Annotated in this window: 9 protein-coding genes; 8 read left to right on the top strand and 1 reads right to left on the bottom strand. The window is 34.1% G+C overall.

The window, feature by feature from the left end; translation table 11 throughout:
• Positions 1 to 41: 41 nt before the first annotated feature.
• The 8 genes from R2Q59_RS04505 (at position 42) to R2Q59_RS04470 (ending at position 14,546) form a co-directional block, all read left to right on the top strand.
• On the top strand, positions 42 to 923 hold the full coding sequence (locus tag R2Q59_RS04505; protein ID WP_316766192.1) for a glycoside hydrolase family 16 protein: 882 nt from the start codon (positions 42 to 44) through the stop codon (positions 921 to 923).
• Positions 924 to 1,134: 211 nt separating this feature from the next.
• A complete protein-coding gene (locus tag R2Q59_RS04500; protein WP_316784001.1) occupies positions 1,135 to 3,906 on the top strand; it encodes an outer membrane beta-barrel protein in 2,772 nt (923 codons plus the stop codon).
• A gap of 1 nt (position 3,907) precedes the next feature.
• Positions 3,908 to 4,678: a GLPGLI family protein gene (locus tag R2Q59_RS04495; protein ID WP_316783999.1), complete on the top strand. Its 771-nt coding sequence runs from the start codon at positions 3,908 to 3,910 to the stop codon at positions 4,676 to 4,678.
• A 364-nt stretch (positions 4,679 to 5,042) separates the two neighbouring features.
• A complete protein-coding gene (locus R2Q59_RS04490; protein WP_316783997.1) occupies positions 5,043 to 6,668 on the top strand; it encodes a CTP synthase in 1,626 nt (541 codons plus the stop codon).
• Between the two features lie 89 nt (positions 6,669 to 6,757).
• The gene (gene yidC, locus R2Q59_RS04485; protein ID WP_316783995.1) at positions 6,758 to 8,572 is read left to right on the top strand and encodes a membrane protein insertase YidC; all 1,815 of its coding nucleotides are present in this window, start codon (positions 6,758 to 6,760) and stop codon (positions 8,570 to 8,572) included.
• A gap of 431 nt (positions 8,573 to 9,003) precedes the next feature.
• A complete protein-coding gene (locus R2Q59_RS04480) occupies positions 9,004 to 11,916 on the top strand; it encodes a prolyl oligopeptidase family serine peptidase (protein ID WP_316783993.1) in 2,913 nt (970 codons plus the stop codon).
• A 26-nt stretch (positions 11,917 to 11,942) separates the two neighbouring features.
• Positions 11,943 to 13,097 (top strand): M14 family zinc carboxypeptidase, encoded by a 1,155-nt coding sequence (locus tag R2Q59_RS04475; protein WP_316783991.1) that lies wholly within the window; start codon positions 11,943 to 11,945, stop codon positions 13,095 to 13,097.
• A 33-nt stretch (positions 13,098 to 13,130) separates the two neighbouring features.
• The gene (locus tag R2Q59_RS04470) at positions 13,131 to 14,546 is read left to right on the top strand and encodes a nucleoside recognition domain-containing protein (RefSeq protein WP_316783989.1); all 1,416 of its coding nucleotides are present in this window, start codon (positions 13,131 to 13,133) and stop codon (positions 14,544 to 14,546) included.
• A gap of 183 nt (positions 14,547 to 14,729) precedes the next feature.
• Here the strand turns inward: R2Q59_RS04470 and R2Q59_RS04465 are convergent, their stop codons facing one another.
• Entirely contained in the window at positions 14,730 to 16,202 is a 1,473-nt protein-coding gene (locus R2Q59_RS04465) for a RagB/SusD family nutrient uptake outer membrane protein (RefSeq protein ID WP_316783987.1), read from the bottom strand.
• Positions 16,203 to 16,209 lie beyond the last annotated feature (7 nt).

Genomic DNA, 16,209 nt, shown 5'->3' with positions numbered 1-16,209 from the left:
CTGCCTGATTTTGCAATCAGGCAGTTATAATTTTAGCCGATATGATATATAGAAAAATTAAAAATGCTTACTTCCTAATTGCGCTCTCTACTGGCTCGATATTGTCTTGCCAATCGTGCTCTTCAGGTAAAGATGTAGAAGAACCAATTATTATACCACCAACATCTGTTACAGTTGTGGATAAAAATTGGACATTTGAAACTACACCTTCTTGGGCTGATGAATTTGATTATAATGGCTTACCAGCAACTGGAAAGTGGGATTATGACCTTGGTGGTTCGGGTTGGGGCAATAACGAGAAGCAATACTATACCAATTCTTTAGCAAATGCTAGCGTAGCTGATGGAAAACTTTCTATTACTGCCAAAAAAGAAAGCATGAATGGTATGGCATATACATCTACTAGATTGGTAACCAGAAATAAACTTGATGTTCTGTATGGTAGAATTGAAGTAAGCGCAAAATTACCAACTGGAAAAGGGACTTGGCCTGCGATATGGATGTTGCCAACAGATAGAGCTTATGGAGATTGGCCAAAATCTGGCGAAATAGATATCATGGAACATGTGGGTTACGACCAAAACAATGTTCATTTTACAACTCATACTGAGGCATATTATTTCAAAATCAACACGCAAAAAACGAGCACTAAAATGATTCCTGATGCAAGTTCTGCTTTTCATAAATACAGAGTTGATTGGACTCCTTATGCTGTTCGTGGCTATTATGATGATGTAATCATTTTTGAATTTGCCAATGAAGGAAAAGGTTATAAAGTCTGGCCATTCGATAAAAGATTTCATCTATTGCTAAATTTAGCTATTGGTGGCGATTGGGGTGGTAGCCAAGGAATTGATGATAATATTTTCCCTCAAAAAATGGAAGTTGATTATGTTCGTTATTATAAAATGATTGAGAAATAATTCAATCCCTCCTATTTAAAAATATCCAGCTTAGTCTGGATATTTTTTTTTGATTAAAATTTTAAAAACTAAATAATTAGTTATACATTAGCCATATCAACTAAGTTTTTAAGAATTAACATTTATTAACAAGACTTTAACATATTAGCCAAAACAATTAACATACTTTAGTAAAATCAAACACACAAACAAACTATTTATCGCTCTTCCTATGCTCAAAAAGCTCTTTATTCTACTCGCCCTAAATCTTTGTATTTTATCAGCCTTTGCTCAAAAAGCAAGTATTAAAGGCGCTATTGTAGATACAATTGAAAGAAAAAAACTTCAAAATAGTTCAATTGTATTGATCAGAAGCACAGACTCTATCATGGTTAAAACCGTTAGGACCAATGAAAAGGGCGAGTTTGAACTTACTAATCTTAAAAAAGGGGATTACAGCCTATTAATTTCCTATCCAAAAATGGCAGATTATGTGCGAGATATCAGATTAACAGATAGTTCTAAATTTAACTTAGGTCCTATCCATATGGAAACGAAGACCTTTTTATTGAATGAAGTAAAAATTCAGGCACAAAAACAAGCTGCCATAAAAATGAGAGGCGATACCATCGTTTTTCAAGCAGATAGTTTTGCAGTTAAACCAAATGCAAATGTTCAAGACTTATTAAGGCGATTACCTGGTATTGAAGTGGATAAAAATGGTGCGATTAAAGCAGCAGGCGAAGATGTAAATACAGTTTTAGTAGAAGGTGAAGAGTTTTTTGGAGATGACCCATTATTGGCTACTAAATATTTAAAAGCGAGTTCAGTAAAAGAAGTTCAAGTTTACGATAAAAAAAGCAAGGAAACTGAATTAACGGGTATAGAAGACGGTAAGAAGGAGAAAATTATCAACATTAGGCTAAAGGATAATGCGAAAAATGGCTATCTCAGCACACTCGATGGTAATAGTGATTTAGACCATTTTAAGAATATTGGAGGAATGTTAGGTATCTATAAAGGCAAAATGAAAGCTGCAGTTTATGGCAATTCATCAAACTTAAATCAAGATTCAAAAATAACTGCTGCCATGTCTAAATTAAAAGGTGGCGATTATGACATGATTGAAGTAATGGATGACGGCAGTACAATCTCTTACATGTCTGGTGGAGATTATGATGATTACTTCTCTCCTACTAATGGCTTGCCTGACTACACAACATTTGGAGCACACTTTTCTGATAAGTGGAATGAAAATAAGCTAGGTTTAAAGCTTAACTATAAAAATAACGATACTCGTGTAGATGACATTAGAACTTCTAATGGGCAAAATTTATTGCCAAATGGGACATCATTTTTCAGCTCTGGTAAAACAACAGATTATACCAGGAAAACGGGCCAAAACTTAAAGGGAAATTTTGAAATCTTTGTGGATTCTCTCTCAACATTAAAAATATCATTCTCTGGCAAGAAAAATACAAGCGAGAATAGAGCGATTAACTATAGTCAATCTTTAAATGATGCAGGTTTATTTGTTAGCAGAAATGACCAAACCACTAGTGGCGACGGTGATAGTGAATTATTTAACGGAAACATTAACTATACAAGAAAATCTAAAAAGAAAGGCAGAACATTAACGGTTGATCTTCAACCAGAAACTTCTAATAATGCAAGTATTGAAAACAGTTTAAACATTACTGACTATTATACCAATGGTGTATTAAATAATACTAGAAAATTAGATTTATTCAAAGATAATTCAGGTAAGCAAACCTCATTAGGTGCAAGAGTTTCATATACCGAGCCAATAGGTAAAAAATGGTCTTTACAAACAGGATATAGTTTCAAAACCATAGAATCATCGAGTAATAAAATGGTGTATGATAATTTGTTAAACAGACAAAGAATCGATTCTTTAAGTAATAATTTCGACTTTAATAACTTCTCTAATATTGCAAAAGTTGTTTTACAATTTAGAGCAACAAAATTCTCTATTTCTGGCGGTGTAGAGGCCACTCAAACAAGTTTTGATTTGAACGATTTGGACAGAAACAACAAGTTTAGTCGTGATTATTTAAACTGGGCACCTAGAAGTAACTTCAATTATAAGCTAGGTAAAAGCACTAGTTTTTCCGTAAGTTATAATGGTAATACAAATCAACCTAGAGTAGATCAACTGCAACCAATTAGACAAATTAGCAATCCACTTTATGAGGTGGTTGGTAATTTGAATTTAAAACCATCATTCAATAATAATTTTGGTTTTAATTTTAATAGCTATCAGTTTAAATCAGAGCAATTTATGTATGGTTACTTTAGCTATAATTTTACTAACAATGCAATAGTATCAACCCAAACTATCGACAAAAACAACAAGACTGTTTCTAGTTACATAAATATGAATGGTAATAGTAGTTTCTATGGAAATGCATCTTACCAAAAGGGTTTTGCTAAACTCCATTTAAGAACGGGTTTAAGTGTGGGTTACAATGCATCAACCTATGTTTCTGTTATTAATCGAGTGATAAACGAAAATTCTAACAAGAATATCTCAATTAGTCCGAGTGTAAGTTATTACACTGAAAAAGTAAATTTAAGTTACCGACCAAGTGTAAATTTCACAAATAGCAGCTCTACAACTGGAAGTATCAATAACGGTAAAACATACACCCATAACCATGAGATAAATGGTACTATTCAGCTACCTGGTAAAATGGAATTTAACACTACTATTTCCATGTCTTTCAGACCAGCTAATGCATCATTTAATACACCTTTAAATATACATATCTGGAATGCTTACATATCCAAAAAAATGTTAAAAACAGACAATTTAGAACTCAAATTATCAGTTTCTGATATATTGAACGAGAAAATTGGTTACAACCGATATGTGGGTGGAAATTATATAAATGAATCGACCTATAGTTATATTCCTAGATATGTTTTAATTGGACTAACCTATAGTTTAAGTGGGAATTTTGCTAAAGCAGAAAAAAAATAAGATGATGAATAAATCGATAATAATTTTAGTACTGGCTTTTGTAACTGTTAGTTTAAAAGCTCAAAATGTTTTTGTTGCTAGTGCAAAAATCACTTACGAAAAGAAATTAAATCTTCAACGTCAAATGGCTGATAATACTTGGCTATCTGATGATGCAAAAGATAAAATGAAAAAATATGTTACCACATTGTGGGATTATAATTTTAATGAAACCACATCAAGCTACAAAGCACAAAAGAAAGATGCCAATGCTAGTGACATGATGTTTGCTTTTTCATCAGGTCAAAATACCTCAGAAATGTATACTGATTTAGGAAAAAGTAAAAGGATTATCAAAAAATCTATAATGGGCGAAGATTATATCTTACCAGATACTATCCCTAATTTAGATTGGAAAATTATGCATGATGTTCGAAAAATTGCTGGATACGATTGTAGAAAAGCAATAGCAGTGATTAATGATAGCGTTTATGTTGTAGCCTTTTACACTGATGAAATTTTATTAAAAGGCGGTCCTGAAGGATTTACTGGTTTACCAGGAATGATTTTAGGTTTAGCAATTCCTAGATATAACACAACTTGGTTTGCAACAAAGGTAGAATCGGTAAACGTTCCTATCTATGCAATTTCTGAACCAGCAAAGGGTAAAAGAGCAGATAACGAAAAGGAATTTAAAAAGTTGATTGATATGTATACCAGATATGACGACAAAAAGAATCCCAGAAAAATAGAAGACATAAAAAAGAGCTTGTACGGTTTTTTGCTGCAGTAGGAATCTGAACTTTCAAAAGAACCACAGGCCTTTGTAATATAAACCTTATTGAAGCGAATGCCGTGTCAGTCTGAGCGTAGTTGAAGACACGGCAGCAGCGAAAAGAAGGGCTAACTGGCCAAAAGATGCTGACATTGTTTTTCTAAAAAAATTCTAATTTATTAAGAAATTTGCTTTGATGAATGTTCCTTAATTAGATTCTTCGCAGGCTCAGAATGACAAAACGCAGTTAACCATTGACTATCAACTAGATAATTTATTCAAAACAAATACCGCTAAAACCATAAATTTGTGTAGCTTTGTATCCCGTACAAAAACAATTAAAACGGCCTTAAAAGCCTATTAATTTCACAAACTCACAAACATGACTAAGTATATTTTTGTTACGGGCGGTGTTACTTCCTCATTAGGTAAGGGCATCATCTCCGCTTCATTAGCCAAACTTTTACAAGCAAGAGGTTATCGAGTAACCATCCAAAAATTTGACCCTTATATCAATATCGACCCAGGAACATTAAATCCTTATGAGCATGGCGAGTGTTATGTTACAGAAGATGGTGCCGAAACAGATTTGGATTTGGGTCACTATGAGCGTTTCTTGAACACCCCTACTTCACAGGCTAATAACATCACCACTGGTCGTATTTACCAAAATGTAATTAATAAGGAAAGAGCTGGAGATTATCTAGGAAAAACAGTTCAAGTTGTGCCACACATTACCGACGAAATTAAACGCAACATGCGCATTTTGGGTGAAAGTGGAGAGTTTGATATTGTCATCACAGAAATTGGTGGTACAGTTGGCGATATTGAATCTTTACCATTTGTAGAAGCTGTTCGTCAGTTTAAATGGGAAGAAGGTGCTAATAATGCAATTGTAATTCACTTAACTTTAGTTCCATATTTAGCAGCCGCTGGAGAATTAAAAACCAAACCAACGCAACACTCAGTTAAGGCGTTATTAGAATACGGCATCCAGCCTGATATCTTGGTTTGCCGTACAGAACATCATATTAGTCCAGAAATTCGTAAAAAAATTGCACTTTTTTGTAACGTTAACGTTAATGCGGTAGTCGAATCGATAGATGCATCTTCTATTTATAGTGTGCCTTTATTAATGATGAAAGAGCAATTGGACAAAACGGTACTAAGTAAATTAAAACTTCCTTCGAAAAATGAACCAGACATGGAAAGCTGGAAAGATTTCTTAGGTCGTTTAAAAAACCCAACGGCTGATGTTAGAATTGGTTTAGTTGGTAAATATGTAGAATTACCTGATGCTTATAAATCTATTACAGAAGCATTTATTCACGCAGGTGCGAAAAATGAATGTAAAGTTCGTGTAGAATATATTCCATCTGAAAGTATTTATGATGATAATGTAAAAGAAAAATTAAGTCATCTACATGGCGTTTTAGTGGCTCCTGGTTTTGGAAGCCGTGGTATTGAAGGAAAAATAACAGCCATTAAATACGTGAGAGAGAATGAAATTCCTTTTTTTGGAATTTGTTTAGGTATGCAATGTGCGGTTATTGAATATGGTAGAAACGTATTAGGGCTTAAAAATGCAAATACCACCGAAATTGATGAAAATTCTGAACATCCTGTTATTAACATGATGGAAGAGCAGAAAAACATCACTTTAAAAGGTGGAACAATGCGCTTAGGTGCTTATCCATGTGATATTAAAAAAGGCACAAAAGCTTTTGCAGCTTATGGAAAACAACACATAACTGAAAGACATAGACATCGTTATGAATTTAATAGCGATTATTTAAAGCAATATGAGGATGCTGGGATGACTGCTTCGGGTATTAACCCAGATAGCAAATTGGTAGAAATTATTGAGCTTAAAAACCACCCATTTTTTGTTGGTGGACAATTTCACCCAGAATTAAAGTCAACTGTTGCAAATCCTCACCCACTTTTTGTTAAATTTGTCGCCGCTGCGATGGAGCACACCAAAAAGAAAACTAACCGTAACAATTAAATTACTTCTATTTTAATTGTTTAAGCTCCATCTTACAGCTAAAAAACAATATTAAAATAGATGAAATAATACAAGTTTAAAACAAAATAATGGATAGAAATACATTTACAGGACTCTTCTTAATAATGGTTATTATTGGAGCTTCTGTTTTTTTCATGAAGCCTAGCGAGGCTGATATTAAAAAAGAAAGAGAAAAAATTACTGCCGACTCATTAGCAAAAGTAAAAGCATCCCAAAAAGCACCTGAAGTTGTAGCTACAAAACCTGCAGATGCCGTTAAACCTGACACAACAACTTTAAAAGGTCCATTCGGTGGAAACATTAATGGCGTTGCAGAAACTTCAGTTTTAGAAAATGACATATTAAAATTAACCTTCACTAACGTGGGTGGTAAAATTTTATCTGTTGAATTAAAAAAAGAGGTTACTTACACTAAAAAACCTGTTATACTATTTAACGGCAAAGACAATAACAAGTTTGGTTTAAATATCAATATTGATGGTAAAGTTTTAAATACCAACGATTTATATTTTACTAAAGCTGCTCAAACTGCCAATAGCATTAGCATGCGTGCTAACTATAGCGCAGATAAGTACATTGAGTTTGTATATGATGTTAAAGCTGGAAGTAACAACGTTGGTTTCAATATAAACCTAAATGGTTTAAACCAAGTTGTACAAGGAAATAATGTTACTTTAAATTGGGAAACTACTTTATTACAACAAGAAAAATCTCATAAAAAAGAACAAGAACACGCTGCTCCGTATTACAAATACATTGAGAAAAATCCTGACCATTTAGGTATGGGTGGCGATAAAAAAGAAGAGTTAAAAGAAGGCAAAATTGAATGGTTCTCATTTAAGCAACAATTCTTCTCTGCAGTTTTAGTTCCTCAAGTTCCATTTGAAAAAGGCGATTTAGAGGTTAAAATTTTAACTGATACTGGCAAAGTAAAATGGTATGGCGCAAATATGCAATTACCATACACTCATTTAGCTGCTCAGAACTATGCTATGAAGTTTTATTTTGGCGATAATAAATTCGACAACTTAAAAGCCCAAGGCCAAGAGATTGAGAAGCAAGTTGATATGGGTTACTGGCCATTAAAATACATCAATAGATTTGTGGTATTACCTGTATTCCAATTCCTAGAAAGTTTTGGTTGGGGTTATGGTGTTATCATTTTGTTGTTAACGGTATTGCTTAAATTGGCAATGTCTCCGTTAACTTACAAATCGTACATCTCTATGGCTAAAATGAGAATTTTAAAGCCAGAAATGGATGAAATTAAAGCCAAAGTTGGTGAAGATAATGCTACACTTTTACAACAAGAATACTTAAAACTATATAAAAAGGTAGGCGTAAATCCTTTAGGTGGTTGTTTGCCAATGTTATTACAGTTACCTTTTGTAATGGCGTTCTTCTTCTTCTTCCCTAACTTGTTCGAGTTAAGAGGAGAAAGTTTCTTATGGATGCATGACTTATCAACTTATGATGATTTCATTAAGTTTGGTTTCACCATTCCATTTATTGGCGACCACTTAAGTTTAATGTGTATTTTGATGACTATTTCTACATTAATTTACACTTACTTTAACAATCAAATTTCTGGTGCTACTGGGCAGATGAAATATATTGGTTACATCATGCCAATCATTTTCCTAGGTGTTTTAAATAGCTATCCTGCTGGTTTGAACTATTACTATTTCTTAGCGAATATGTTCACTTTCTTACAGCAATACTTAATTAGAAGAATGGTTAACGATGAAAAAATTCACGCCATTTTACAGGAAAACAAAACTAAGCCACAAACTGAGAAGAAAAAATCTAAGTTTCAAGCTCGTTTAGATGATTACATGAGAACTCAGGCACAAGCTAAAACTCAAGAGAAAAAAGGTAAATAGTTTTCAGTTTACAATTCACAGTTGCGAGTTTTGGAAGCAGAACTGAAAATTGCAAATTGTTAACTTAATAGGCCGCAAATGTGCAGATTTAATCTTAACATTTGCGGCTTTTTTATGTCAGCAGCAACCGCCCTTTGTAATTAATTTTTAACTATTAATAATTTGGGCGTTTTAACACGCTGTACGCTATATCTTTTTGGCTATCCTTCGACTGCGCTCAGGATGACAGCCAAAAAGGATGCCGCTCCCATCGTTAACGCAGCTAACTTCCATAAAGAAATTCCCTTACTACAAATACATTAATTAATCGAATTTAGATTTTGAATAAAACGCTCCTTTTTTGTAAAATTTGACGTACACTTAGTGAATTGTGCATAAAATTTGCAATTTTTAAATATCTAATAAAACCAAACCTTAAAACCATTTTAACAATGCAGAAAAAATTAACCTTTTTCTTATTATTAACCGCAAGTGTTGCGTTTGCACAAAAAAAACCATTAGACCATACAGTTTATGATAGTTGGGAAAGCATAGGAACCAAACAAGTATCAAACGATGGACTTTGGGTAGCTCATGGCGTTAGTGTACAAGAAGGCGATGCTAATTTATACTTCCAAAACAGCTTAAATGCTCAAAAAATTAAAATTTCAAGAGGTGTTGCACCAAGCGGTGGTGGTGCTGGCTTTGGAGGTCCAAGTGGTTTTGGCGGAGGTTCATCATCTTCATTATTTAGCCCTGATTCAAAATTCGCTGCTTTTTCTATAAAGCCATTATTTAAAGATACTAGGTTGGCTAAAATCAAAAAGAAGAAACCAGATGAAATGACAAAAGATACTTTGGGCATTGCTAACTTAACCACATTGGCAGTAACTAAAATCCCTAGAGTTAAATCTTTCAAATTTCCTGAAAATGGATCTTCGATTTTAGCTTACAATTTAGAAAAAGCACCAGATACTTCTAAAAAGTCAGCAACTCCAGGTGGTGGAGGCGCAAGACCAAAAAATGATACTGATTATTTGTTTGCAGATGATGAGCCTGCTGGTGCAGCAGCAAAAGAAGGTACAGATTTAATCATAAAAAACTTAACAACTGGGATTGAACGCACCTATAAATATGTTACTGAATATACTTTTAGCAAAGATGGAAAACAACTAGTTTTTGCTTGTTCTGGTTCAAAAAAAGATAAGGATGCAAAACAAGGTGTGTTTTTATTGAATAACGAAACTGGGGTTCTAAAAACATTAGTTAAAGTCAAAGGAAACTTTAAAAACTTTGTTTTTGATGAAGAAAGTGAGCGTTTAGCATTTTTAGGTGAAACTAGCCCTGAAAAACAAGAAATAAAAGACTACAACCTTTACTATAACTCTATCACATTAGATACAGCTCAAATTTTAGTTGATAATGACATGGCTAGTATGCCTGTAAAATATGCAGTAAGTGGTGATGGAAGAGTAAACTTCAGTAAAGACGGAAATAAAATATTCTTTGGCATTGCTCCAATTAAAAAAGCAAAAGATACCACGCTTGTAGATTTCGAAAATGCCAAATTGGATATTTGGGGTTACAAGGATGACTATTTGCAACCAATGCAGTTAAAAAATGCAGATAGAGAATCTAAAAGAAGTTATTTAACTGCAATTGACATTTATAGTACCGACCCTAAAATTGTTCCTTTAACTGATGCAAAGTTACCTGAAGCGAGTTTAGTAAATGAAGGAAATGCCGCATTTGTATTGGCATCCACAGATTATGGCAACCGAATTCCATCTCAATGGACTGGCGGTTCTGTTAGAGATTATTATTTAGTGGATGTAAAAACGGGTGCTCGTAAAAAAATTATCGAGAGCTTAGATGGAAATGCCTCGGCATCGCCAGATGGTAATTATGTAATTTACTACGACAAGATAAAAATGTTATGGAAAACCTACCAAGTTGCTACTGGCAAAACAACAGTTTTAAACGAAGGAATGCAGGTTAAGTTCTACGATGAAGAAAATGATGTACCTGATGAACCAAGTAGCTATGGAATTGCAGGATGGATGGAAGAAGACAAAGCTATTTTACTATATGACCGTTATGATATTTGGCAATTTTCGCCCGATGGAAAAACTGCCCCAAAAAACATTACAGCTGGTTTTGGTAGGGCAAATAACTTAACTTTCAGAGCGCAAAGACTTGACCCAGATTTTAGGTTCTTTACTAAAAAAGACGTGTTGTGGTTAGATGCGTTTAACAATACCAATAAACAAAATGGTTTTTATCGCAAAGCGATTAATGATAGCAAAGCACCAGAATTAGTAATTATGGCTCCATATAAATATTCTAATTTGGTTAAAGCAAAAAATGCAGATGTTATTGTTTTTGATAAAGGAAGTTATACTGCATCGCCAGATGTTTATTTATCTAAAGACAATTTAAAAACTGCATTAAAACTAAGCAGTACAAACCCACAACAAGCTAATTACAATTGGGGAACTGCAGAATTGGTAAAATGGACTACACCAAAAGGTTATAAATCTGAAGGTATTTTGTACAAACCAGAAAACTTCGACCCAAGTAAAAAATACCCAATGATTGTTTATTTCTATGAGAAACTGTCAGAAGGTTTATATGCTTACAATGCACCATCTCCTACTCCATCTCGCTTAAACATTCCATTTTTTGTGAGTAATGGTTATTTGGTTTTCGCACCAGACATTAGTTATGAAACTGGTCACCCTGGTAAATCTGCTGAAGAATTTATCAATTCTGGTGTAGAAAGCTTAAAACAAAATGCTTGGGTTGATGGAACTAAAATAGGTATTCAGGGTCAGAGTTGGGGTGGTTACCAAGTGGCACATTTAATTACTGCTACTAATATATACGCTGCTGCTTGGGCAGGCGCTCCGGTAGTAAATATGACTTCTGCTTATGGCGGCATCCGTTGGGAAAGTGGAATGAACAGACAGTTTCAATATGAAAAAACCCAAAGTAGAATTGGTGCTACCTTATGGGAAAAACCAGAATTATATATCGAGAACTCTCCATTATTTAATTTACCAAAAGTAAAAACTCCTGTAGTTATCATGAGCAATGATGCTGATGGAGCTGTGCCTTGGTACCAAGGAATCGAGATGTTTACAGGCTTAAAACGTTTAGGTAAACCAGTTTGGTTGTTAAACTACAATAATGAAGCACATAACTTGGTTCAACGTCAAAATAGAAAGGATATTCAAATTAGAGAGCAACAGTTTTTTGATTATTATTTAAAAGGCGCAAAAGCTCCAGTTTGGATGGTTAGTGGAGTTCCTGCAACTGAAAAAGGTAGAACTTGGGGCTTTGAACTGACAGACGAAAAACCTTAATCAGTTAGCAGTTTTCAGTTAACAATATGATGATAAAGTCTATAATTGATAATTACGATTTATTTAAAGAAAAGCGGTTGAAAGACCGCTTTTTTAAGCATAAGGATATTGCTGAATTGTTGACAAAGCTTCCATCCGCTTTTGAACTTAGCGAGTTAGGCAAATCTGTAAATGGAAAAAACATCAATCTTATTAGTTGGGGAAAAGGCAAAACAAAAATTATGCTTTGGAGTCAAATGCATGGCGATGAGGCAACAGGAACAATGGCTTTATTTGACCTCTTTAACTTTTTACAGAGCGATAATAAATTAGTAAATCTGCTAGCCGAAAACTGCCAACTGTTTGTCATCCCTATGGTTAATCCGGATGGTGCAGAAGTTTTTACCAGAAGAAATAGCCAACAAATTGATATCAATAGGGATTTTTTAAAAGAAACTACACCAGAGGCTAAAATATTAAAACAATGCAGGGCTGAAATTAATCCTAATTTTGGTTTTAATCTTCATGACCAAATTACTTTATGGAGTGTTACTAAAACATTAAAACCGGCAACACTATCCTTTCTTGCTCCTGCTATTGATGAAGATTTAAGCATTGATGAAACAAGAAAAAATGCAATGCTAGTTATTGCTGATATGTTTAAGGATTTGGATGAATATTTACCACAACATATTGGCTTATTTGATGACGAATTTGAACCTCGGGCATTTGGAGATAATTTTCAAAAAGCAGGCACATCAACCATTTTGATTGAAGCAGGTGGTTATCAAATTGATTTCGAAAAGCAAGAAATTAGAAGGTACTACTTCGCTTCTATCCTATCGGGATTAATTTCTATAGCTACCAAAACTTACGAAGAACAAGACTTAAAAAATTACTTTTCTATTCCAAAGAATAACAAGCAGATTTTCCATTTCCTCATCCACAATGTGATTTTAAATGGAATTGAGGTGAGTATTGGTATAAACTACGATGAATGTCCCGCTTTGGATGGATTGAGTACAGCAAAAACTTACTCCATACAAGATGTTGGAGATTTAAGCTTCTGCGATGCTTACCAAACCTATTCTGCGAAAGAATTAAATCTAAAAGGAGAAGTCATCTTGTATCAAAATGCAAACTTTGAGTTATTGACTGGTGATAAGACGATTTTATCTTTCCAAAATGGGAAATTGCTTTAAAAAACCTAATTTCAACATCAAAATAAAAAACGAATGGCATTAAGTAGAATTTGGAGTGCATTTATAATTATTGCTATTCTGGTAGCAACATCCCAACTATTTTTTTCTGATAATGGCAAAGGGATTTACAGTAGATTAATTGTTGGTAAACAAGGAGATACATCAAGTACACAAGTATTAGATAGCACCAAATTATCAGCAAGTATTATCACTGCAATAGCTAACAACAAAGAGTTTAAACAAGGTGATCTTAAATTCAAAAAAAACGATGACAACCAATATATCTCCTACAGAGAACAAGTAGCTGATGGTGTAATTCAGACTTGCATAAATGCAGTAAACATTTGTATTGGATTAATAGGAATAATGGCGTTATTTATGGGTTTCATGAGCATAGCTGAAAAAGCTGGTGGTATTAGGTTGTTATCTAGAATTATTGGCCCATTCTTTTCAAAAATATTTCCAGAAGTTCCCAATGGGCATCCCGCAACTGGGCACATGGTGATGAATTTTTCAGCCAATTTATTAGGGTTAGACAATGCAGCAACTCCTTTTGGCATTAAAGCGATGGAAAGTTTGCAAGAATTAAACCCGAATAAGGAAGTCGCTTCCAACCCACAAATTATGTTTTTGTGTTTGCATGCGTCTGGCTTAACCTTAATTCCTGTAAGTATTATCGCGGTTAGGGCATCATTAAAGGTTCCAGCTGCAAATCCTACTGATATTTTTATTCCTTGTATGATAGCTACTTTTGTGGCTACAATTGCTGCAATGTTTATTGTTTCGTTTAAACAGAAGATAAATATTTTTCAACCAATGATTTTGGGCTGGATATTAGGGATTTCTGCTGTTATAGCAGGAATGGTATTTTATTTGGTTCATTTAAGTACTGCGGGTTTACAATCGTTTTCAGGATTATTAAGTAATGGATTATTATTATTTATATTCCTATCCATCATTTTAGGTGCTCTATATAAAAAAATTGATGTGTTCGATGCATTTATTGAAGGTGCAAAAGGTGGATTTGAGACTGCTATTAGAATCATTCCATATCTAGTTGGAATGTTAATCGCCATTAGTTTATTACGCACCAGCGGTACATTTGATTTGGTGTTAAATGGTTTTAAAACTGTTTTTGCGGCTTTAGGTGCAGATACTAGATTTGTTGATGGCATACCAACAGCATTGATTAAACCTTTAAGTGGAAGTGGTGCAAGAGGAATGATGATTGACACCATGAATACTTATGGCGCTGATTCATTTGCTGGACGATTAGCAAGTATTCTTCAAGGTTCTTCAGATACGACCTTTTATGTAATTGCAGTTTATTTTGGAGCTGTAAATGTTAAAAATAGTCGTTATGCTGTTTGGGCAATGTTATTGGCAGATTTTGTAGGCATTTGCACCGCAATAGGATTATGTTATCTGTTCTTTGGAAGTAGCCTTTAGTTTTTGCAAAAGTTTTGTTTAATAAACCCGAACGAAGCGAAAAGCCCACAGGTGAGGTACGAGCCGAGGACTTGCAGCGAAGTGCGGGACTAAACAATCAAATGAAACACTGAAATTGCTTTTCAAAATAAAAAGTCCCGCTCTATGTAGAACGGGACTTTTTTATTAACAAGGATTACAAAATTATTGATAGCCTTGGTTTTGTTGCGCTTTTAAACCAGGGTTTGCATTTATTTCTGCTTGCGAAATCGGCAACCTTGTTTTAAAAAATGTTCTATCAATTGTTTTAGTTCTATTAGTTGCAGGAATGCTACCTAACTCATCATTAAATGTAATTGATTTATTTAAACGAATCATATCAAAAAACCTATGCCCTTCGCCAACAAGTTCCTTACTTCTTTCGTCTAGAATCATATCAATAGAAACAGTACCTGCTGTAGCTGCCGCCAAGTTTGGAGATCTTTTACGGATAGCATTTAAATAAATTGCTGCTTGTACCGGATTTGTAGGTAATACGGCCTCAGCAGCTATTAAATATATTTCTGATAATCTGATTACCTTAATATTTACCGCTGTTGGAGAAGCTTTGCCATCACCAGCCAATGCAACACTACCGCTATATTTATATAATGCACCCATACGCGTATTTACGGGAGCTGTTACTGCTTCATCATAACTCATGATACCCCATCTTACATCGGCAGGGTCTTGTTTAAGTCTAGTTTGGAAATAATCACTTGTAGTAAACCAGCCCAAAGCAGTTGATGCTCCATGCGCTTTTCTTCTATGATAAAAACCCAGTGAGCCTGTAGTTAAATCATTTTCTAGTGGTACCACCCCTAATTCGAAAATAGATTCAGAGCCAGCTTCTGTAGTCCAAGAACTTACCCAATTTGCATTTGTATACAAAGTATAGATACTACCAGGTGCGTTAATTATCTCTTCTGCCGCTTTCAAAGAATTTACATTATCTTTCATGTAAAGGTATACCCTTGCTTGCATAGCCAAATTACCATAGTAGTTAATGTATCCTTTGGCTTTTGCTTTAGACAATAACGGAGCAGCATCTTTTAAATCCTTCAAAATTTGGGTATAGTTTTGTTCAACAGTAGCCCTTAGCGGTTGTGCATCTGAAGTTAACTTTGTTAGTACAATTGGCACACCAAATGATGTTTTATCATCATCGTAAGATTTACCGTATAATCTCACCAAATCAAAGTACATTATAGCTCTAGCAGTTAATGCCTGTCCTTTAGCACTCGCAAATCCTGTTGCTCCTGAAGCTTCTAGCTTGTTAATATTCTCTAATAAGTTATTGGTTTGCAATATGGAATAATAAATTTGAGACCAAAATCCAGAGTTGCTTCCTGTTGTTGGAGAATGATTAAAGGTGTAAAGGCCATCTAATCCTCTTCCTTGAGAAAAAATTGTGAAATCGCCACCTTTTGCATCAGCATAAAGTAGAAAATTTCTACCATAATAATCAGCACTCGTCATTGTACGCATGATACCATTTACCATTACTTGAGCATCTGCAGGTGTCTGTATTGCCAAATCAGAATCGCCTGAATTACTTGGCTTTATATCTAAAAACTTTTTGCATGAGGATAGCCCTATGATGAATAGCCCCAATAAAAATATATTAATCTTTTTCATTTTGAAA

This window comes from Pedobacter frigiditerrae (assembly GCF_032678705.1).
In the GTDB taxonomy this organism is placed as follows: Bacteria; Bacteroidota; Bacteroidia; order Sphingobacteriales; family Sphingobacteriaceae; genus Pedobacter; species Pedobacter frigiditerrae_A.
The sequence above is the reverse complement of the archived record's forward strand: the minus strand, read 5'-3'. Positions and strand labels throughout refer to the sequence as shown.

Bases quoted from the DNA above. Each gene is read 5' to 3' on its own strand.
- yidC (WP_316783995.1), top strand. From the start codon at position 6,758: ATGGATAGAAATACATTTACAGGACTCTTCTTAATAATGGTTATTATT.
- R2Q59_RS04475 (WP_316783991.1), top strand. From the start codon at position 11,943: ATGATGATAAAGTCTATAATTGATAATTACGATTTATTTAAAGAAAAG.
- R2Q59_RS04500 (WP_316784001.1), top strand. From the start codon at position 1,135: ATGCTCAAAAAGCTCTTTATTCTACTCGCCCTAAATCTTTGTATTTTA.
- R2Q59_RS04465 (WP_316783987.1), bottom strand. From the start codon at position 16,202: ATGAAAAAGATTAATATATTTTTATTGGGGCTATTCATCATAGGGCTA.
- R2Q59_RS04495 (WP_316783999.1), top strand. From the start codon at position 3,908: ATGATGAATAAATCGATAATAATTTTAGTACTGGCTTTTGTAACTGTT.
- R2Q59_RS04490 (WP_316783997.1), top strand. From the start codon at position 5,043: ATGACTAAGTATATTTTTGTTACGGGCGGTGTTACTTCCTCATTAGGT.
- R2Q59_RS04505 (WP_316766192.1), top strand. From the start codon at position 42: ATGATATATAGAAAAATTAAAAATGCTTACTTCCTAATTGCGCTCTCT.
- R2Q59_RS04470 (WP_316783989.1), top strand. From the start codon at position 13,131: ATGGCATTAAGTAGAATTTGGAGTGCATTTATAATTATTGCTATTCTG.
- R2Q59_RS04480 (WP_316783993.1), top strand. From the start codon at position 9,004: ATGCAGAAAAAATTAACCTTTTTCTTATTATTAACCGCAAGTGTTGCG.